Raw genomic sequence first — 21,974 nt, forward strand, 5'->3', positions numbered from 1 at the left:
TTATAATACTGCTTCCAGTGCCTCACGCTCCATCAGTTTCCGCATGTTGATGATGGCATACCGAACCCTGCCCAGGGCGGTGTTGATCCCCACGTTGACGGTTTGCGCAATCTCTTTAAAACTCAGATCTGCATAGTATCGCAGTATCAGTGCTTCCCGCTGTGTTTCTGGCAGGCGATCCATTAATGCCTGCACGGCGGTATTGGTTTCTTTGATGATAATGCATTGCTCCTGGCTGATGTCTATACGGCTATCGCCACTGGTAATGTCATCATTGTAGATAAGTGCAAAGGCCGGCCGCGCATTCTTCTTCCGGAAATGGCTGATACAACAGTTGTGGGCGATTCTCACTGCCCAGGCTATAAAACGACTATTGTCCAGATAATGCCCTTCGTTGAGTGCATTAATGATTTTGATAAACACATCCTGGAAGATATCTTCCGCCAGGTGCCGGTCCTTTACTAACAGCATGATGGTTGTAAAGATCCTGTTTTTGTGTCTGTACACCAGTACCGAGAAAGCACTATCGTCTCCCGATCTGTAGAGTTTTATTAATTCTTCATCTGTCAATTCACTATATCTTTTCATGGTATGATTATTAGATGTTGAAAAAATTGGCCGCTCTCGATAAAGCAGCCCTGTTACTTGTGGTTTTGATGGAGATGGTCATTAGTAAACTAGTTCTTCAGATGCAGGTATGCTTTTACCTGTTCGTAATTATTCCAGTCGATGCCTGCTTTACGCGCAGCAGCTTCGCCACCTGGAATGATCACATATCTGTATTGGAAAGCCTTGTTTCCACTATCGTCGGTATAAGTGCTGAAATCAGAATTGCTGTAGATTTCAAAGCCACCTGTAAAGATTGATACGTTGATAATATAGCTGCCATCGAAGTAAGGCAATGGCATTACCACCAGCTGACTGCTGCTTGTATAGTATTGAGTATATACTTTTACATCACCACTATTCAGTATGTCTGCTGTGATTTTTGGAGCATCTACATCTACAAAGTAAGTGGCATCGTCAGATGCCAAAGTGAATGTTGCATCCTCCCAGTCAGAGTAAATGATACCAGCATTACCAGCCACACCTGAATCGCCTTTTTCACCCTGTGGACCTGCAGGACCCGCATCACCTTTTTTACAAGAAGTCATTCCAAGGGTAAGGGAGAACATACATGCCACGAATAAATAACCGAAAACCTTTTTCATAAATTAAATTTTGATTGTTTGTTTTTGATAGAATTGATTTTAATCTTTTTTATCTCCATCTTGTATATTGACGTTCGCTTTGCAAACGTGGGTTATAATGAACTAGAAGTTACGCGGGCATAGATCACCATATCTATTGCCTATTAAGAAACCAATCAATATCTCATGCGATCCCTTACTCACGGTATTCAATGATGAGGTGGTATAATCATAGGAGTACCCTATATTGATTGTCGAATTGATATTCACACCAAACATGGCTGCAAACCCATCAGAAATGCGGTAAGAAGCTCCTAACCACATCCTGTCGCGATACTGAAACTTAGTATTCAGATCAAAGCTGACAGGTGCTGCCGTAATCATCCTCACCATCACGGAAGGCAATACACTGATATCCTCATTGATAAATGCACGATACCCTCCTGAGAAAAATAAATGCGGTACCAGTTTACCTCTGTACAAAGAATCACCCACTACTTTTCCATTGTCATATGCGATCTGCTGCGGAATGATGTTCTGTACCGCTGCACTGATATAATAGCTACTGCTGTAGAGCATCAATCCTGCATTCACTTCGGGCCGCCACTTGTTCAACTGTGTGCTCGCTGCCACCACCGGATCTCCCGCCTGCTCAAAATCCAGCTTCGATGCATCCAGCGACATCTGCTGCACTCCCACTGAAATCCCTGCACTCACACTCGTACGTGGTGAAATAGGAATATGATGTGCATAAGTACCTGTGATGGAAAACCGGTTCAGCGGACCCGTTTTATCATTCAGGATCGTCATCCCTACACCTGCATGCGCAGGCGGTGTAGTATACTGTTGCCAGTAAGCTCTGCCCCTTGGATTCTCGCCGGGAGGCGTCAACCCTGTGATACTCGCTTCAGAATAATCACTCTTACGTAATGGTCCATGCACAGTGAGATAAGAAGTAACCGGGGCACCGTTCAATCCTGCCCACTGATGGCGATGGCTCGCCTTTACATCCCAGTAGTTCTCAATCCCTGCCATAGCAGGGTTGATGATAAACGTGTTGAGAATGTACTGGGTGTAGTGCGGTTGTTGCTGTGCATAGCTGCTGGCGGACCAGGCCAGCAGCAACAACAGCAGGGGTAATCTTTTCATAGTTTACTATTTAATCACATTGAATTCCGTCCTTCTGTTCCTGGCCCTTCCTTCAGGATTATCCGATCCATCTGTATTGGTATTAGGCGCTATCGGCATGGTAGCCGCATATCCCTTCCAGGTAAGACGTTCTGCTGACACACCTTTGCTCACGAGGTAATCCACACAACTCTTTGCACGTGCTTCAGACAGTTTCTCATTCAGTTCATTGGAACCTTTGCTATCTGTATGCGCACTCAGTTCTATCTTCACTTCAGGATGCGCCTGTAGCATGGCAACCAGTTTATCCAATGAAGGGAAAGATGCAGGTTGCAGATATGATTGATTGAAATCGTAGTATACATTGTCCAGTACAACAGGTACCTCAGCTGGCGGAGGCGCTACAGCTACAGGTGTTTCAGTTATTGGTGGTGGTGGCGGTGGTAGTGGCGGTACGTTCTTCTTCAACGTAAACAACTCTAAGCAACAGCTGGCAGAACGATCAGATGACATCCAAACTGATTCCAGGATATTGTCTTTACTACCCTTGCTGGTAAAGTAGATATCATCCTTCACCGAGTTTACAGGATAACCGAAATTCACCGGTGTGGTATAACCACCTGCACTATCCTTTGTATAGAAGAAATCATATCCTCCCATACCTATTCTTCCATCTGTAGAGAAGACCAATAAACCGGAAGGACTATGGTAATAAGGAGCCTGTTCATTGGAGGCGGTATTCACCACAGGGCCTAAGTTCTTTGTAAAGAAGGGGGTACCGTCTCCATTCAGTTGCGCTTCCCATATATCCAATCCTCCTTCACCCCCCGGTCTGTCACTGGCATATAATAAGCGCTTTCCATCGGCAGTGACAAATGGTTGTTGTGCACTAAAACCTGTGGCATTCACGATAGAATCCAGCAATACGGGTTCTGCCCAGGTATCACCATTTTTATGACTGCTATAGATCGCTGCTTTCTTATTTTTCACCCAGCGGGTCAGAAACATGGTATTGCCATCAGGTGTAATAGTGATCACGCCCTGCTCTTCACTTTTGGGTTGAGCCAATGCCAGTTTGGAAATACTGTCTGGTACTTCGCCACTGAACTTTGCACCATATACCCTGTTGGTAAACACGTGATTCTTTGGAGCACCATTATCAGGTCTGGTAGATGTGAATAACAGCAATGTATCACCCATCCATACAGGGGCATAGTTGGCACCTTCAGGATTCAGGTTGGTATTGCCCTTCTCTACAGTGTATAGAGAAAGATCAGGACGCGCGAGTTGTATAATGATGAAGTGAAGGTTCTGTTGTTCACGCTTTGCATCATCACGGTATTTATCATCTGTCTGATAAGTATCGAGGAAATAAGCGAATGCTTTTTCTGCCAGATCATACCGGCTCAGTGCACGCAGTGATACGGCATAATAATACGGCGCTAATGGATATTCTGTTTTTTCAAACTCCAATGCCTCTGCATACCAGGGCACTGCTTTGCTATAATCATGCAGTAAGCGATAGCTCTCTGCCAGCTTATAGATGGCCTGGTGTTCAGAGCTTACAGATACCTGCTTTTTGCTGGCTACCTGTTGAGTATTGTAGGGTTTATAAACGGCATTGCTGACGATGGAACGGTTGCCTGCCAGATATTTTTCATAATACTGTGCAGCAGAATTGTAGTCCGCGTTCCTGAAATAATAGTCAGCAGCCTTGAGGTAATTGTAAGCAAACTGGGCTTTGCCTGCCATTACTGCACCTAACAGTGCTGCTGTGAAGAAGATCTTTTTCATGGTTCTTTATTAGATTTTAGAGACGTGGGCACACAAATTCTACTTCAGGTGTTTTAAAGAGTTTTCTGCCTATCCAGGTCAGCGAGAGCTCGAAGCTGTTAGAACCTCTGGCTATCTTGCCCAGATCGGAATTGTTGATATCATAGCTAACGCCAAGGGTAAAGCCGCCATAGGTAAAGCCTGCATGAGGAGCAATGGCATCTTTGAAACGGTAGTTCACACCTAACAGGAAATCAACAGTCGGTGTTACATACATCTGACCGTATGCACCTATCATCTTTTCTTCTGCATTACCCTGATGGAGGTATAATAAATTCGGCGTGATACTAAAGGTTTCATTGACCGCTATTTTCACACCGGCATGGCCTGTAAAGCGCATGGGGAAACGCGCATCACCACTGGCACTAAACTGATCGGTAGGACGAGTAAGATGACTCACTCCGAAACCACCGAAGATGTTATACTTTTTGCCTGGCTCCGCATCGTAATACAATACACCAGCACCGGCATCGAATGAGGTAGCAGATGTTCTGCCTAATACCTCTGCACTTGGAGTGCCCGGGTTATAACCAGTCACAGGGTTCCACTGGTCGCCAAAGGTGAGTTTGGAAGCATCAAAGCGGCGTTGGATCAAACCGGCCTGTATACCGAATACCAATCTGTGTGTTTGATTAGCACCCAGCTTTACACCGGTATAAGAAGCACTGGCATAACCGGTCGTATAGTTATATCCACCATCACCAGCGGATTGATTCAATACACTGACGCCAACATTGAATTGCTTATTGGTAGTAATGTCGGCGGCTACACCATAGGTAGCAAACGGACTGCTGATGTTTCCCCACTGGGTACGGTAAATAGCCGACACACGGTAATCGCCGTCAAAAGCACCGGTCAGTGCGGGGTTCAGCCATGAGGGATACACATAATACTGGGAGAAATGCGGATCAGATTGTGCATTTGCCTTATCAGCCATTACAAACAATAGCGGGCAAAGCAGGATGAAGGTGATGATATTTTTCATTGCGAGTTAATATTTGCTTATTGAAGTATCGTAACGTACCCGGTGAGAGGTGCGAACCCGTTTTTCAGTTTGATGATGTAGTAATAGGTCGCCAGCGGCAACAGCTTGCCATTCCACATACCATCCCATGGCGTATCGTAGCCAACGGAATAGTATACTCTTTGTCCATACCTGTTGAATACTTCGATAGTAGCACCTGGATAATCAGCGAGGTTGGTAATCACCCAGCGATCATTGATCCCATCTCCGTTTGGAGAGAACGCATTCGGTATTTTTACAGGCTTCAGCACTTTTACTTTCATCTGGTCCTGTGCACCACAGCTCCCTTTGCCGATAGCGGTGAGTGTGTACACCTGATCTGCCATTGCTACCAGCCAGGGGTTCAGCACATTGGCAGACGAGAGCCCATCACCAGGTGACCAGCGGAATACCAGTTGGGTGCTGTCGTTGGCCGTTGCATTAAATTGTATGAGGGTACCCTGTGGTACGACGAAGTCATCGCCGGCATCGATCACGGGTTGCAGGTATACCACTACCTGACTGCTTACAGGGCTGGATATACAACCTGCACCGTTAGTAACAGTGAGCTGTACGGTGTATTCACCTGGCGTGGTGTATTCTTTCACCGGGTTACGGCTGGTAGAACTACTGCCATCCCCAAAGGTCCAGCTCCACGACGTGATGTTATCACTGGCATCTGTACTCTGATCAGTGAATATGCTTTCGGTGCCCTGACACAGCGTATCAGGCGATACGGAGAATTGGGCCACCGGTTGGGTAAAGAAGGCACTTAACACTTTGTCTTTACTACTGCTGCAACCATATTTAGTAGTAGCGGTCAGTGTCACCGTATAGCTGCCTGCCTGCTGATAAACATGCGTTGGCGAAGCAGTCGTACTGGTGGCTGTGCCATCACCAAAGTTCCACTGATAGCTCATAGCTGATTTATCAGGCGTGGAAGTGCTATTAGTGAATTCAGCAATCCCTTCCGGCATACAAATATGCTGAGGTAGCGCAAAGTCAGTAGTCGGATTAGGATGTACAGCCACTGTGTGGATAGCGGTATCACTGACGCAACCATTGTCACTGACCGCTACCAGTTTCACAGTGTAGGTCTTCCAGACATTGTATGTTTTGTTGAAGGTTGTATTATCAGTATGACTCTCGCTGTTACCATCACCAAAGTTCCAGTTCCAGGAAGCGATGTTACCTGTTGAGATAGTGGATTGATCACTGATCACCACCGGTGCTCCCAGACATACATCTTCCGCCGTAAACGCAGCAGCTGGTTTTGGATTCACTTTGATAGTGGTAGAGATAGAATCTATACAACCACTGCTGGTAGTAAATACATACCAGATGGTGTGTGTTCCTGCACCTGCGGTCGTTGGATTAAAAGCCCCCGCAGTGCTTGTACCCGGGCCTTTGTACACACCTGTACCAGTTACCCCATTGGTTACAGCAGCTTTTGCTACATCAATTGTTCCTTTCAGATTGACGCATACAGAATCCAGCCTGGTGTAAGTGAGTTTTGGTTTCAGTTTAAAGACGGCTGTTACGGTCGTATCTTTCGTACAACCATTGGCTGTAGTCGCACTGTATTTGATCGTATAAGTACCAAATGAAGTGTATGTATGTTGTGGGTTTGCATCTGTGCTGGTGTTTGGATTGGCAGGAGTAGCCGCTGCATCACCAAAGTCCCATGTATAGGAGCTCAGTGTTTGTGCATCAGGTACAGTGGTCGTACTGGTGAACTGTACGATGCCATCTACTGCCAGACAGTTGTCAGGGTAGGTAAAGGATGGAACTGGTTTGGCGTATACAGTGACTGATTTTGTAACCGTATCGCTCACACAGAGGTCGCTTACCTTTACAATATGCCTGATATTGTAAGTGCCGTATGTATCATAATGTTCAGGCTGCGCAGCGGCAGTCGGGTTGTTATTGACAGTGCCATTGCCACCATCCCAGTACCAGCCTACTATAGGTGCGCTACCAGCAAAGGATGACTGATCGGTAAGCGTTACATCACTGCCTTCACATACATTTTGTACACTGGTATTGAAATCAGCAGTAGGTCTTGGATAGATGGTGATAGATGCAGTGGTATCGGCAATACAACCTTCTTCTGTAATTACACTCAGTTGTACACTCTGCGTACCCGCTGCAAAAGCATGTGTCACATGCTGGCCACTATCTGATACTGGTCCGGCAAATGTCCATTTCCAGCGATTGACATCGTATCCATTTCCGCTTGTGTCTCCTGCAAAGTAGACGGAGTCTTTTGTACAACCGGTATGTGTATAAGAGAACTTCGCGGAAGGTTTTTTCTTCACTGTCACAGAGATCTTCACCTGTTCGGTGTGATCACATTTTTCAATCTCAGGGTTGGTGTTTGTAATCGTAATATCGTAAGTGCCGGTATTACTGAACTGGTAAGTACCCGGCAGGGGGTATTTGTAATAAGGTACGCCATTCACTATTTCCTGACCAGCGCTAACCGGATTAGTGATCACCACATCGTTATTAGGTGTGATCGCACTACCCAACTGACTGATTTGCCACACCATCTTTGTAGGATGGTAAGCCAGTAATACAGACAGTTCTACAGGTGTATTAGTACAGGTAAAATCGTTCTTTACATTGGCAGTATCATATTGGTTGTGGATCGTACCCACTGCATTCAGGTTATTGATCATGGTACCCGCATTGTAGCCATAGCTTTCCACAGAGCCTAAACCATATGTTACTGCAGTAAAGGCAGAATCGCTGGAAACAAGACATTGTGCCTGAGCAGCTGACCACCGTTTAATGACTATAGAATAACCGGGAAGATTAGGATGTGCATAGGTATAATTCCACGCATTATTTAAACCGTCTATTTTCAATGTTTGCGTACCTGCCGTAGGAATGATCAGGGTGAGGTAATTTGTGGTAATATTCTCCCTGGTATTGCGGTAGAAGCCAATATTTTTGATGGCCTGTTCTATCGGACTGAGGTACACCATTTCCGGATCTCCATCTCCGGAGGTGTTTGGGCATGCTCCCTCTGATGACATAAACTGCGCGACCATGACTGGTTTATCGGCTTCTATATAATCTGCCGTACCACTCGTAAAACGGTAAAAACTATTTCCATTCAAACCAGTCAATACCACACCATTCCTTTTCACCACCGTAGTAGGATCCTTCACCAATACTTTATAAATGTTGGTCATAAAAGAGGAAGGACTTGAAGATGTACTGGTGGGTGCCAGCAGATAACGCTTACCCCATGCCTGCGAAGGGAAAACCTGCTGCATGTTGTTGTCGCCACTGCCTCCGGTACCTACTGTACAACCAATGGCTGTACGGCTACTGCCAGAAAATACAGCAATGGGATAACAGGTATCACCCGGATTTGCAATAGAGCGTACTTTGGTTCCCGTTAATTCAACTCCTGAGCTGCCATTTGTACTGCCTACTACCTGATAAATCTGTCCCTTATTCAAGGTCACTGTAAAAGGTACATTGGCCAGATTGCCGTTGCGGGTCAGTGCAGAAGGTGTGATTTCCACCACCGTACTATCATGGCTCGCGATCACATACATCCAGGAGAAACAGTCTGGCAGATAATTCTGCTCGCTATTCAGGGATACATAATAATACCCCCAGGTATTCACAGGCAACAATGTAGTGGCGCCGGAAGATGCAGAACCAAATATGTGTCCATATGCAACAATGGGTACATTGCTCACGATATGAATACCCTTGTACCTGAAGATACCTTCGCCACCTGTACCTCCAAAACTGGGTGGTACTGAATACAAACGCGCATCGTAGGTCCCGCCTTTCGGTATAAAATCAGTCGCAATCACCGTATTGGCGGGTATAGAATAAGTACGACTCCAGCCAAGACTATCTACGGACACAGTGACTACAGCAGGTTGCTCCGCACTCAGGTACAACACCATCTCCTGCGAGTTCGTCCAACCGGGTTCCATAAACTCATGGTGACCATACGCCGTCCAGAACTCTGTTCCTTTATTGGAAAGGTTTTGTGCATGACCTGATAATACTATGAAGAACAGCGAGACCAGTGTGAGCCACAAGGAGCGCTGTATGCTGCGGCTGTTGCCCCCACCCGTAGGTGGAGAGCAATAGCAAGCAGTATAATTTAAAAAAGGATACTTCATGGGATAACTATTTTATTAGGCCTACCTGATCAGGTTCACTGAACCTTTTCTATCTACCGCACTACCATCTATCAGTTTCAGTTTTACCACATAGATGTATACTCCTGAAGGCTGCGCCTTACTCTTGTAGAAACCATCCCAGCCTACTGACTGGTCATTTGATTCAAAGACCTTCTCACCCCACTGGTTGAACACCATAAAGTGTACTTCACTGATCACAGCACCATATACTTTCAGCACATCATTCAGACCGTCACCATTTGGAGAGAACGCATTTGGAATATAGATACCATCTGTAAGTGTAACTGCTGATACCGGATCGGAGAGCTTGTCTTCACAACCTTTTACTTTCACGATCAGCGTTACTTCCTGCACCGGTTTCAGACCTGTTACTATATGTTCTGTACCCTGTGCACCAGATGAAGGTGTGGTCCAGGTATTACCACCATCGATACTTACTTCGTAACCAGTTGCACCAGGTATCGCATTCCATTTGAAGCGGATGGTGTTTACACCGATGCTATCCACTTCTACTACAGGTACTGTAAGCTGTGGCAGTACAGTGACGGAGGCTGGTGTGCGTGAGGTGCTTACACAACCATTCTTCATTGCTTCTACATAGTAGATACCAGGCGTTGTTACCGGATTGATGGTAAATGTATTACCAGTATCCAGCAGGGCACCACCCGTCTTCGCATTGAACCAGCTATAGGTCACACCGGTTTCAGGATCTTTCACTGTGAAGGTCACAGATGAGTTGTAACAAACGGTGAAGCTATCGGTCACCAGTTTCGCTGCAGTTGGTTCATTCGCTACTACTTCTTTTGTCGTATCACCGATACAACCTTCGGAAGTAATGATGTGCAGTTCTTCAACATAGGTACCTGCAGCAGGATACTGTCTGGTTACTTTTTGTGTAGAAGCTGTCGTACCATCTGCGAAATTCCATTTCCAGGTATTGATGGCTGCATTGTTTTCTGTGATTACACTACCTGTCAGCTCGGCGATATCAGCTACGCAACCGGAGTAATCCACACTATAATCCACTACTGGTTTCCTGATCACCTTGATAGTGAGGATCACCTCTGAAGTGTTGTCACAGCTTTCGATCTCAGGATGCTGCATCTTCATCGGGATGTAGTAGGTACCTGGTGCAGTGAACATGTAATCACCTGTCAGGTCATATTTATAATAAGTCTTTCCATTTGCAACAATGCTATCCAGTGCTACAGGGTTTGTTTGTGTCACATCGCCTGCAGGCAACAGATTGCTTACCTGGCTCAGTTCCCATGTGATGGAGACTGGCTTGATTGGCAGCATCGCTGTGAAGTGGAATGGCGTACCGGCGCAGGTATAATTAGAACTGCTGCTGGAGCCATAATTATTGTTAAAGGAGGTAGTGGCATTCAGATTTCTCACCAGTGTACCGGCATTGAAGCCATAGCTTTCTACGCTACCCATACCATAGGTTACTGCGGTAAAGGCAGAGTCGCTGGTTACTATACACTGTGCAGAAGCAGCTGACCATCTTTTCACCACTACTGAATATCCCGGTTTATTAGGATGTGCATAAGTATAGTCGAAGAGGTTACTGTTATCAATCAGGAGAGATGATAAAGCACCTGTAGGAATAATCACGGTGAGGTAGTTGACATCTATCGCCTCCAATACATTGCGATACAAACCTACAGCATTGATACCCTGTTCCAGCGGACTGATATAGAACATTTCAGGATCACCCATTGAACCGGTATTCGGACAAGCACCTTCTGATGCCATGTACTGAGCTACCATAATTGGTTGATTAGCTTCCAGGTAATCAGCGGTATTGCTTTGGTATTGATAGTAGCGTCCATTGATCAAACCTGTCAGCGGCACATTATTCAGTTTCACAACGGTAGCAGAGTCTTTCACCATTACACGGAAGATATTCGTAGAGAGTGTAGCAGGATCATCAGAACTGCTGGTAGGCGCTGTGAGATAGTGCATACCCCATGCCTGTGACGGGAAGTTTTGCTGGATCGCATTATCACCGGAGCTACCGATTGAACCATCACAACCCAAGGACGTACGGCTATTGCCGGAGAAGACAGCTACCGGATAACATTTACCTGCTGCGTTGGTGATTGATCTCACCTTACTACCAGACAGATCATATCCTTCTGATCCACTCATGATCGCACCCAGTACCTGGTACACCTGACCTTTATTTAGTGTCACGGTGAATGGAACCTTGGCTGGTTTACCTGCCAGTGTAGGTACGGATGGCGTAATTTCAACTACCGTATTATCATTGTCTGCGATGATATAGAACCAGGAATAAGAAGTAGAACTATAGTTCTGACGGGATGTGAGCGCATAATATTCATATCCGTAAGTTCCTACAGGCAACAGCATGGTTGCACCGGAAGAGGCAGAACTATAGATGTGTGCATAAGCTACGATAGGCACGTCACTTTCTATGCTGATACCTTGTTCATACAATCCTTCGCCAAGCAGACGTGCATCGCTCAAACCTGCTTTAGGGATGATATCTGATGCCAGTACGGAGTTGGCTGGTACTGTATATTCTTTTCTGTAGCTGGTACCATGGATCTTCACTACTACATGTGCAGGTTGTTGTGCACTCAGGTACAACACCATGTTCTGTGAGTTATCCACATTCATGTAGTACTGGTGACCATAGCCTACCCAGAAACGGGTACCTCTGTTAGAACTATCCGGCAGAGCTGGGAAGCTTGGCACATCGGGTTCGCTGCCTTTCAGACCGGTATACCTGTCGAGGTATGATAACTGATTTTCAGAGATCGTCTTAAAGTCAGTATCGACCTTACTACTGTCATTCACCACCCATGCAGAGTCATTATTCGTTCTACCCAGGTGGATTGTTTTTTCATCTGTGAATGTACCCTGCCATGAAGGCACATAGTATTGTTTGAAGTCAAAGTTGCTGTACTGTCCACTTGCATCTACGTCGGTATAGAAGTACATAAATTCCTGTGTAGGCGTCAGGTTTGGCGGCTTGATACCTGAGTAGCGTTTCAGCGTCAGGGATGTAGGCACTGCACCTGAAGCAGCCCAGGTAACTTTCGCTACAGTATCTGTACCGAACATGAATGTCTGGGTAATGCCCGGAGATGGAGCAGCCGGTACCGGTGTTAACAACACGGGTTCTACAGCTGGCAGGAACTCATACGCCCCCATGTCTGGTACACCTTCTGCCAGTGTTTGTGGACGGTATGCACCGCTGAAATCATGTGCATTACCTCTCACCTGTACACCACGGCCATGAATCGCCCATACTTCAGGGTTATTCAGATCTGGCAGCAGGTTATTATTACCCGCTTCGAATGCAGGTTTGTAAACGATAGAATGTACATCCTGATCAGCAGCTGTCACGAAATCATTCAGTGTCGTATAGTTCGCACCTATATTCGTGTTTCTGATCAGGTTCGTACCAGATGTATACAGTGTATTGTAATCACTGTTGTGATACCCCACACTGGTTGTATACATGGCATAACCACCACCTGTATGCGAGAATATATTATTTCTGTAGAAGACATTGCTGTATCCGGCAGAAGCGTGACCCAGGTAAGCAGCGATATTGTTGGCAGATGAAGTAGCGGCACTCTGAACAGTATTGTTATAGTACACACTATTTGCATCACTACTGCTATACAGGCCATAAGAACTGCTCCCTGATGTGGCGATGTTGATCACATTGTTTACGTTATTCACGTAAGTAGAATACTGGTGGGCCAGACCATACATGGTACCGGTATTTCCTGTTGTGGCAATCACCCTGTTACCATCCATCTGCGCAGTATCCGCCTGCGATGCATCACAACTATAGGTGTATATACCATAGGTTGTAGTGCTGGCATTGCTGATGTTTACGATATTATGATTTGTCTTGAACGCACCGTCATCGTAGTAGTTATAGATACCGTAAGCTGTGCTGGCCAGCGGTGTAGTCAGGTTCACATTGTTACGGGTGATAACGATATGATCTACATAAGATGAATAGATACCATTCACATAGGCACCGGCTATAAAGTTGCTGTCAATCACGATGGGCGTTGCCAATTCACCCGTACCTGTACCTGAGAAGTAAATACCACTGGCACCATTCTGGATGGTATTCCCAACGATGGCATTATTGTTTCCTTTAAAGCTGGTTGCATAGACACCTACCATATTCGTACTGTTGGTAGTTGTAGACGGCATACTCAGGATGTTGGTCAATAAGCTATCGTAGGCTGCATTACCGGCCAGTTCAACCACTCTTGCATAAGTAGAGCCAGTCGCTTTAATGGTAATGTTTTTATAAGTCACATAGCTGGCGCTATCCAGTTTCAACACATAGTTCGCAGCCGAAGTTGGTGGGGTAGTCAATGTAACGGATATAGGATCGCCTGTCTGACTACGGAAAGTGACACGGCTGGTATCTGAAGCACCTGGTATTTTACGCATGCGGATCTTCTCATTGTAAGTGCCAGGTACTACATCGAAGATCACCCAACCGGCTATACCACATTCCAATGCTGTCACAGCCTGTTGGAAGGAAGTGAAGTTACGGCTGCCTGTACCTGTAGGATTGATGGTGTATAATCCTTTCACCAGTGGAGCATTCATCGCTACTGTAGCGATTGTGGAGAATGCGCTGTCGGTGCCACTACATACGATCTTACAACGGAAGTAATTGAGCATACCCAGCTCCATTTTGTACTGAGATACATAGAGTGTATCGGATACATTGATCCATGGACCAGTAGCTGTATAAGAAGCCTGCCACTGATAAGTCATACGGCCACCCGGTGTATTGTTTGTCAGATCAAGAGTGATCTGGGTACCCATACAGATATTGCTGTTTGGCGTTACCACCGCAGTACCCGGATTCAGCGGAGACATGCATGGTACGATGTCTATTTCATAGGCTCCGATATCAGGTGTAGTCGTGCTCCTGGTTTTGTGTAAGATATCGTTGGTGATACCTAATGGGATACCTGTATTATCCAGCGGATAGATAACCGGTGTCAGGTTGCCATTTGGCGCATCCGCATAAACAGGGTCTATACTGATGGTAGCTGCATCCTGACCGGTAGAACCTCTCCAGTCTGCCAGCGTAGCCTGGTTACCGTTATTGTAACCGATAAATTTATTGTTGCCACCACCGGCTACATAGTAGTCATTGTGGTCAGCGAAGAACTCTGTACCGGTCGATGACAGGTAAACTGCATATTTATAGTTGGCACCAGAGTTATTGATAGTAATAATGTTATTCTTGAAATTAATACCTGTGGTTGTACTGGACTGATAGTAGCCTCTTGAATAGTAAGAAGAGCTACCACCTGTATTATCCAATGAAATTGTATTGTGGTAGTAATTGATATTTGGAGAATTGTAGTTGTAGAAACCATACTGGTATCCTGCACCCGTAGTTTTGTACATGATATTGTTAGCTACCAGTATAGGCGTATTTGAATTGGAAGACACACTACTGAAGTAAATACCATAGAAGTAATTAGTAGAGGTCAGTGAACCGCCAAAAGGATTGGTGAACCTGTTCTCCAATACACTCAGGTTCGTGTTTTCACCATAAGCATACAATCCATAGTAGTAACTCACATTTGTACGGGTAGGTCGTTGTATGGTATTGCCTTTCAACAGTGTACCGGAAGTATATTCTAAGTACAGGCCATAGTAGTAGAATTCCTGCAGAATATTGTTTCTGATGGTTGTTCCATACACAGGATCACTGCTGCCACCTACAATTGTCACGCTATACAAACCACCTGTCACAGTATTGCTGTCAATCACGTTGCCAGTACAACGGGTAGCACCTGTAGTAGCCGGATCAGAGTCAGAAGCATTGATCACGATACCAGCGTAGTTTGAATTATAACCATCCGTAGTATTCGTAACGATGTTACTATGTCTTACCACATTGCTATCAGCATGATCGATGAACTGTACACCATAACCGTAGGTACCTGTACCGGTTGCATCGATGTTCAGGCTATCGAAGATGATATGGTCTGTATGCTTCAGTTTGATAACTGCGCGCTCATCGGTGGTATTGGAGCTATAGTGGATCGTGTTGCCATTACCCAGGAAGGTGATGGTATTGATGGCGGAAGTACCTCTTACAGAGTCGAGCGAGAACTGTTCTTCATAAGGTGTACGCCCTGCTACAACATTGAATACTACAGGGCCAGTAATACCACATTCCAGCGCGGTTTTCACAGCTGCAAAGCTGGTATAGTTGGTAGCGCTGGCCGGTGAATTCTTATCTACCGTATAGGTATTTGGTGGCAATGCAGGGTTCACAGTCAGCAACACAGGTGTGGAATAAGCGGTATTACCACTACAGGTCACTGCTGTACGATAGTACAAGGTGGCCGTAGACACAATCACCGTATCAGGATAATTGATAGGCGTACCGAGGTTTGTCCATGGTCCTGTAGCAGTAGTAGCGTACTGCCATTGATAGGTTTGTGTTAAACCATTGCTATTGCCGTTCAAACCTAAACCTACATTCGTACCCACACATACCGGATTCTTGTTCACAGTCGATGTACCAGGCACTGGTGGTGCGGTACATGGATCAGGTGTAAATTCATAGGCGCCCATATCCGGTGTAGATGTACTACGGGTAGTGCTGTTGATATCTGCTGCGATACCTACAGGGAAGCCTCTGTCATTTACTGTCTGACTGCTTGGGGCATAGTTACCATTCGTGCTGTCCTTATAGATAGGATTCGCTGCCAGTGAATTGGCATCCTGAGTTGCAGCGGTTTGCCAGTCAGTCAATGTCGCCCTGTTAGCGGAATAATAACCGGTGTAAGCATTGGCAACTGTCGCCGCCAGATAGATATTGTTATAATTGGATACGATGTCGCTTGATGTGGTACCAAAGTAAATACCATGCTTGATATTCTGTCCACCACGATTGATGGTGATCATGTTATCCCTCAGATAAACACCTGCTGCCTGTGTAGTCTGGTAGAACCCTCTGGTTACATAAGAGGTACCTGGTGTAGCAGATCCATCCAGTGAGAGGGTATTATGATAATAGAATACGTTGTCTGAAGAACTGTTGTAAAATCCATAAACAGAACCACTACCTGTGAGGTTGTAGATCAGGTTATTGCTCACCACGTTCTCCAGTGTATTCAGCGCATCTACGCTGGTAAAATAAATAGCGTAGAAGGTACTGGTACTGGTGGGGTTGCCACCAAATGGGTTAGTAATCCTGTTTGCATTGATGTTTAATTTCGTACTCAGGTTCGTCACATAGATACCATAGAAGTTATCCACAGAAGTACGTGAAGGACGGCTGATCGTATTTTTCTCAAATGTGAGGTTATATGCTCCATAGATATACATACCATAATAGTAGAAATCCAGGAACTTGTTGTTGATCACCTTATTGCTGGCATTTGAGGCCGTCGAGCTGGCTACCAGCGTCATGCTATAGTAACCACCCGTCACAGCATTATTGCTAAAAGTATTGTTGTCACAGCTGGTGGAGCCTGTTCCGGTAGCTGATGTAGCAGATGCACTTACGACGATACCTGCAAAATCTGAGGAGGTAGAAGTCGTATTAATAAGGATCTTACAATTGTTGATGGTATTGTAATCTGCATCATTCAGCAATTGTACACCAAAGCCATATTGGCCGGAAGAACTGCCTTTGGCCTGAATTATCAGGTCATTGAAGGTGATATAATCTGCACCATTCAGTTTGATCACAGCTCTTTCTGCGCTCGATGTACTGAGGTAAGCGATCGTATCATTGTTACCATTGAAGGTAACTGTATTCGTTGCTGATGCCCCCGGTACCGGTGTCATAATCAGCTGCTCATTATATGCAGAAGCCGCATTGGCCACTACATTAAATACCACTGCTCCGTCAATACCGCACTTGATATAATTGTATGCGTCATTGAAGGATGCAAAGTTACCTGCACCTGTAGGCAACGCTTTATTGATAGTGAAAGTACCATGTACTAACGATGGACTAGTGACCTGTACACTCGTAGAGTTCGCCGCATTACTGCTGGCAGTACAGGTAACCACGCAGCGGTAATATGAAGACACAGTCTGCGTGGTAGTAAGTGATGACAATGTATCATTGGGAATGTTTGTCCATGTGCTATTGTCTGTAGAAGATTGCCACTGGTATTTCAGACCGGAAGCAACCGTCACACCGGTGAGTGAAAGTGTAAAGCTTTCATTCAGACATACGGCTGAAGCACTGCTGGCTGCAGTACCGGCAGTGGGAGTACCGGTACATGCAGCGGCAGGAGTCCAGTTAAAAATAATGTCAGGACGGGTCGTCGATGCTGAGTTCACCTGTGAGGTGCCACAAAGACTGGTACCCGCATCCTGGTAATATGTATGGGACCCATTGAACGCAAGACCTGTCGTGTAAGGGAATACGGGGTTATGGGTATAGGAAGCCGCGCCGCCACATACCTCTACCAGGATATTGTCCGTACCATTCCAGAAGAAACCTGAAGGAATGGTAAAGGAGTTCAATCCCACCACCGGCATATAATTCAGTGGTCCGTAAAAGTTATTACCTACGGGTTCATAATATGAATCAGACAATGAACTCACCGTAGTGCCGACTATTTTAATAGCATAATTTTCGGCACCGTCCACATCGCTTCCTACAGATGTGGCGTTGAATTTCAAGGCATTGATCATACCAGGGCCCATGCCTTTGGCAGTCAATTCAGAGGCTCGATAAAGATATTGGGCCCGGGTAGCTTGATACCAGTCTTGTATAGGACATGGATAAGATGTCGTAGAGTTGCTACCGTTGCCCAGACCGATGGTAATATCAGTCTGTGCACGCAGACCAATGGCCGGCAGCAACAACAATAACAGGTATAAGACAGCCCCGAGGCGTACAGAAACAGGCTTGGTTCTCATATGGGTTCTCTTTTTCTATTATTTAGGGGTTAATGCATTAGAATAATTGCCAGCTGATCCAGCTACGGGCATCCTTTACATTCACCATGTCATAGGTATTGTAGTCACTGGTTTGTACAAAGTAGTAACCAGTGCTTTCTGTGAACTTGGTGACGATATTCGATATGGTGGTGCTACTGTAATCAGGGATGGTATACCATGTGCCGCCATAGGTGAATGTGGTAATGCCGCTGGTGCTGAATTTTGCTTTAAAGGCCGGTCCGTAGTAACTGTTTTCCATGATTCCATTAAAGTCATATCCACTACTCTGGAAATTGGGATAGTATAACAGGTACTCAAAACCGGATATAGATTTGAAGTTGTAATAGTCATCCTGACCATCTACATGAATTCCTGCATCTGAGTAGTAATAGTCAGCCGCGTTTATAGCTGCATTGTACCAGCGGGAACCGGCGGTGCTGTCTACGATATAGGGTTTTTTATCACTGTTGATAGTAACAACTCTGCCATTGACCTTCAGGGTCATAAGCTGATTGTCTTCTGACCAGGAGACATCCTCAAATCCATTAATGGTTTCCCCGGCATCGGTAAATGGTTTGTCAAAGGCGACGCCAGTGGGTGTGAAGTAATAACCGGCACTGAATTTTACGTTGGCATTTACGATTTTGATGCTCTTGTACTGCTGGTTGATATAGATGTCGTAGTCACCTTTACCAGTATGAAGCTTTTTAAAATAAGTAAGAAACCGGGAAGAATAATCAAAATCCCAGTTCCGTTTTCTATCGTAATAATCCTGTGCCTCTTTGGAGGTAGCTTTGACGAGTACGGCCTTGCTGCCATGCAAACGTCCTGTAAGTTTAATTGTATCACCGTCGGTGCTCATGCCATCCAATATGAACTCAAAATCGGATAGCAACCCGCCGCCATAATAACCGCCGTTAATACCGGCGTCGGGATCGCAGAGTATATGAATATAATTGTAGGTATCAAATAATAAACAAGGTTGCTGCAGGGCTTTCAACCTGTAACTGCTCTCCTGCATAACGGAGAGTGTGGATGAATCCCAGTCAGAATACATCTGTACACGATTTGCTGTATCGAATTTGAAATAAAAACTAAAAGGTACCGCGGATATAGCCGAGGGATACACAAGCCCCTTCCATCCATATTCGGCACTGGTAAGCGTAGTACTGTAGGTACTGAGCACTTCATTAATTCTTTCATCGGGCGATTGTTTAAATACATTATCATCCTCCTTTTTACAGGCGGCAAAGCATAATGCAGTCAAAAAAATATAGAGGTAAAAATTTGTTCTCATAAAGCATCAATAAAAAAGTGCGTTAATACTGTCTCTGGTTGCTTTCTGCAAAGCGTAGAAGTCTACATCGTAAGCGGACTTGTAATAATTCACCACCATCGCTTCTTTCTGCCGCAGGGCAGCTACGGCCTGTGCCTGTGTAGTGCCGTTGTCGCTGGTCTTATCCTGTACGCTGTTTACAATCCTGTCAAATCCTTCTTTTCCTTCTATCAGCATAGTGGCGATCATCTCTACGAAATCCTCATTCTCACTGCTCATGGCATACGGCGTCACAAAACCATCCTGGTGTGCGTCGGAATCGTAGATATTGTTCCAGTTAGCCGTATAGAGCCCTACACTGATCTTTTTAAACTCGGTTGGGTACATTATATTCTGGTGGAGAATATGCCCGAATTCGTGCTCTATTACGTGAAAGATCTGCTTCACATTGGCAGTATCACCTAATTGGTAGCCATCCATTTCTTTGGTACGAAATTCATTCAGTAGGTACATCACTACCTTACGACCACCTTCGGCAGTACCCAGGGTGATAGTACCGTTGTCATTCCAGCTGGCGCTGCCAGAGAGAATGAAAAATTTGGGAGAATACTTCTTGAAGAAAAGTTCTCCGGCATACTTTATATAATTATCTATCCATACTTTCATAATTGCCTGCATGGCAGGGATCACCACCTCTTCTTTAGGTGGTACCAGTGTTTTGGTCACATCAAATTCAAACTGGTCCCATTTGTACTTCACCTCTATGTTGTAAGGAACAGTGAGTGAATCATACAGCCATTTGTCTAAAGAATCCTCGACCCAGGTGTCGCCACCCAGGCCGGGGATGTCTTGCACACCACTTAGATCATCGTTTTCTTTTGAACAGGCTGCCAGTGCGATCACCAGCAGGAAGAAAAAGAGTGCGTTTAACGGTTTCATATATGCGAAATATTTTTGGTTGTTATCTGGGATTCAAAGCGAGACCTGCTGTTTGGGCCGACAATGGCAATTGCAATACGCGGCGGTTATCACCGGCAATTATCGAAGTCTTGGCGCCATTGATATCATAGTGATTCACAGTGATACCGTACCTTTGTATATCAAACCAGCGATGTCCTTCCTGTATAAACTCCGCTCTCTTGAAACTAAGGATGGTGTTCAGCAGAGCATTACTACTGCTGGAAGTACTATAGAAGGTCTCTGCCTTAGCAATGGTCACCGCATGCGTCGTAGCATCATAGTTCACAATGCGCTTGCTGGCGAAGAGGTTCAGATCATCCAGCACATCGTTCGTATTGCCTAAATAAAGATTGGCCTCTGCCCTGTTGAACAATACTTCTTCTGTTGTAAACAGCGGCACCATCACATAAGGATCACCAATAGTCGCATTCACAGATGCCTTCACGAAGTATTCTGTCAGCTTTGGTACAAAGTAGTCGCGTGTACCATAGTAATATATTGGATATGTATAGCTACCACCTGTTACATTGCGCCCCAGCGCTACGGACTCTATGGCGTAGTCCATACCAAAGCGATACTGCGCTACATACCGGCCATACAGTGACTGCGTTTCTACAAGTAGCAGGTTGCATTTTTCAGTAGCCCGGGAATATGTTTCCCACAGCACGGATGGCGTCATCGTTCTGTAGGTGGTATTCCATGGACGCATGTAACTGGCCAGGTCATTGTTAGGGAAAGTCTTGTTGGCAAACTCCACCACCTTTGCATAATCTTTCTTAAACAGGTAGAACCTGGTTGCAAAGGCGTAAGCTGCTGATTTATTGAAATGGTAATGAGGAACGTCGTATTTTTCGTCGTTGATCAGCGGAATGCCAGCCAGTAAATCACGCTCAATCTTATCATACACATCGGCAACCGTGCCACGGTCATATTGTTTGAATACCACCGTTTCAGGCTCCGTTACATACGGGATACCCGGATCAGTAGCTGCTGTGGCAGCATTATAGAATCTGGAGAAGAATGTCACCAGCATAAAGTGTGCATATGCTCTTGCTACCAGCGCCTCTCCTTTTTGCGCCTGGTACTGGGTGGTGTCAGTAGCGTTTTCACATGCCTTGAGTGCGTTGTTGCAGGCAGCAATAGCTTTGTAGCAGGCTGTCCAGTACCACTCAGGAGAATCTTGATTGATGTCGTTGACATCATTGAAGAAATATGGATCTTCATTTGTCCTTTCTATCACCCCGGCCCCTTTGTCTGTTGCATTGTCAGACATCGCTTCACAAAACACGATATAGTTGGCCTGCGGATACGCAGTGCCTAATAACTGAGATACCTTTTGCGGTGTATTTAACTCTGTCCAGGTACTATCAGGAGATTGGTCCAGATATTTACTGCAGCTACTCATAGCAAGCAGGCCCAGACTGATCAATGATACCCGTGTAAAATTTTTCATGTTAGTC

At 45.4% G+C, this 21,974-nt stretch carries 10 protein-coding genes; all 10 read right to left on the reverse strand.

All coding sequences use genetic code 11. From position 1 onward, the window contains the following. The gene (locus tag BW716_RS02065; RefSeq protein WP_083720448.1) at nt 1-588 is read right to left on the reverse strand and encodes a sigma-70 family RNA polymerase sigma factor; all 588 of its coding nucleotides are present in this window, start codon (nt 586-588) and stop codon (nt 1-3) included. A gap of 89 nt (nt 589-677) precedes the next feature. Beyond that, complete coding sequence (locus BW716_RS02070) at nt 678-1,211, reverse strand: collagen-like protein (RefSeq protein WP_083720450.1); 534 nt, start codon at nt 1,209-1,211, stop codon at nt 678-680. A gap of 102 nt (nt 1,212-1,313) precedes the next feature. Further along, entirely contained in the window at nt 1,314-2,339 is a 1,026-nt protein-coding gene (locus BW716_RS02075; protein WP_083720452.1) for a type IX secretion system membrane protein PorP/SprF, read from the reverse strand. Nucleotides 2,340-2,345: 6 nt separating this feature from the next. Further along, entirely contained in the window at nt 2,346-4,112 is a 1,767-nt protein-coding gene (locus BW716_RS02080; RefSeq protein ID WP_083720455.1) for an OmpA family protein, read from the reverse strand. Nucleotides 4,113-4,128: 16 nt separating this feature from the next. Further along, complete coding sequence (locus tag BW716_RS02085; protein WP_083720457.1) at nt 4,129-5,136, reverse strand: PorP/SprF family type IX secretion system membrane protein; 1,008 nt, start codon at nt 5,134-5,136, stop codon at nt 4,129-4,131. A 17-nt stretch (nt 5,137-5,153) separates the two neighbouring features. After that, nucleotides 5,154-9,311: a PKD domain-containing protein gene (locus BW716_RS02090; RefSeq protein ID WP_083720459.1), complete on the reverse strand. Its 4,158-nt coding sequence runs from the start codon at nt 9,309-9,311 to the stop codon at nt 5,154-5,156. 21 nt (nt 9,312-9,332) lie between these two features. Next, nucleotides 9,333-18,257: a gliding motility-associated C-terminal domain-containing protein gene (locus BW716_RS02095; RefSeq protein ID WP_083720460.1), complete on the reverse strand. Its 8,925-nt coding sequence runs from the start codon at nt 18,255-18,257 to the stop codon at nt 9,333-9,335. Nucleotides 18,258-18,294: 37 nt separating this feature from the next. After that, nucleotides 18,295-19,575, reverse strand: coding sequence for a DUF4302 domain-containing protein (locus BW716_RS02100; protein ID WP_083720462.1), 1,281 nt, complete (start codon nt 19,573-19,575; stop codon nt 18,295-18,297). Nucleotides 19,576-19,581: 6 nt separating this feature from the next. Then, nucleotides 19,582-20,493, reverse strand: coding sequence for a putative zinc-binding metallopeptidase (locus tag BW716_RS02105; protein ID WP_083720464.1), 912 nt, complete (start codon nt 20,491-20,493; stop codon nt 19,582-19,584). 22 nt (nt 20,494-20,515) lie between these two features. After that, on the reverse strand, nt 20,516-21,967 hold the full coding sequence (locus BW716_RS02110; protein ID WP_083720465.1) for a RagB/SusD family nutrient uptake outer membrane protein: 1,452 nt from the start codon (nt 21,965-21,967) through the stop codon (nt 20,516-20,518). Nucleotides 21,968-21,974 lie beyond the last annotated feature (7 nt).

It is taken from the genome of [Flexibacter] sp. ATCC 35208, from assembly GCF_001975825.1.
Lineage (GTDB): Bacteria > Bacteroidota > Bacteroidia > Chitinophagales > Chitinophagaceae > Chitinophaga.

Excerpts from the sequence above, each read along its gene's own strand:
- BW716_RS02065 (WP_083720448.1), bottom strand. The coding sequence starts at position 588 with ATGAAAAGATATAGTGAATTGACAGATGAAGAATTAATAAAACTCTAC.
- BW716_RS02070 (WP_083720450.1), bottom strand. The coding sequence starts at position 1,211 with ATGAAAAAGGTTTTCGGTTATTTATTCGTGGCATGTATGTTCTCCCTT.
- BW716_RS02075 (WP_083720452.1), bottom strand. The coding sequence starts at position 2,339 with ATGAAAAGATTACCCCTGCTGTTGTTGCTGCTGGCCTGGTCCGCCAGC.
- BW716_RS02080 (WP_083720455.1), bottom strand. The coding sequence starts at position 4,112 with ATGAAAAAGATCTTCTTCACAGCAGCACTGTTAGGTGCAGTAATGGCA.
- BW716_RS02085 (WP_083720457.1), bottom strand. The coding sequence starts at position 5,136 with ATGAAAAATATCATCACCTTCATCCTGCTTTGCCCGCTATTGTTTGTA.
- BW716_RS02090 (WP_083720459.1), bottom strand. The coding sequence starts at position 9,311 with ATGAAGTATCCTTTTTTAAATTATACTGCTTGCTATTGCTCTCCACCT.
- BW716_RS02095 (WP_083720460.1), bottom strand. The coding sequence starts at position 18,257 with ATGAGAACCAAGCCTGTTTCTGTACGCCTCGGGGCTGTCTTATACCTG.
- BW716_RS02100 (WP_083720462.1), bottom strand. The coding sequence starts at position 19,575 with ATGAGAACAAATTTTTACCTCTATATTTTTTTGACTGCATTATGCTTT.
- BW716_RS02105 (WP_083720464.1), bottom strand. The coding sequence starts at position 20,493 with ATGAAACCGTTAAACGCACTCTTTTTCTTCCTGCTGGTGATCGCACTG.
- BW716_RS02110 (WP_083720465.1), bottom strand. The coding sequence starts at position 21,967 with ATGAAAAATTTTACACGGGTATCATTGATCAGTCTGGGCCTGCTTGCT.